This window comes from Loigolactobacillus binensis (assembly GCF_005405165.1).
In the GTDB taxonomy this organism is placed as follows: Bacteria; Bacillota; Bacilli; order Lactobacillales; family Lactobacillaceae; genus Loigolactobacillus; species Loigolactobacillus binensis.
The window spans coordinates 1-376 of record NZ_BJDN01000091.1; the positions used below are offsets into that span (position 1 = coordinate 1).

Annotated in this window: 1 protein-coding gene; it reads left to right on the top strand. The window is 36.7% G+C overall.

Annotation, left to right across the window (positions count from 1 at the left end):
* Positions 1–101 precede the first annotated feature (101 nt).
* Positions 102–376: helix-turn-helix domain-containing protein (locus tag FFM78_RS13745; protein WP_171001911.1), on the top strand; the 275-nt coding region annotated here is incomplete at its 3' end.

The window sequence follows — 376 nt, forward strand, 5'->3', positions numbered from 1 at the left end:
GGTAGATTGTAAAATTTAAGTTGAACATATTAGTGGACAGAAAAACCCGTAAAGGTCTTTAATGGTGTCACCACAACATTCCACTAGAAAGAAGGACCTTTATGGGCACCACTATTTTATCATTTGAAGACCGCGTTGTCATCGAAACACTTCATCATGAAAAGCACTCACTTCAATATATTGCCGATTATTTAGGCTTTAGTAAAACCACTATCTTTAATGAGGTTCATCGCTTAGCTGGTGAGTATCACGCAGTTAAGGCTCAAACTGACCATGAAGTTAAACTTAGTCATCGTGGTCGTAAAACCATCTTAACGACTAACCTAAAGCGATTGATTGAAGAAAAAATCAAGATCCAAAAATGGTCAATTGAACA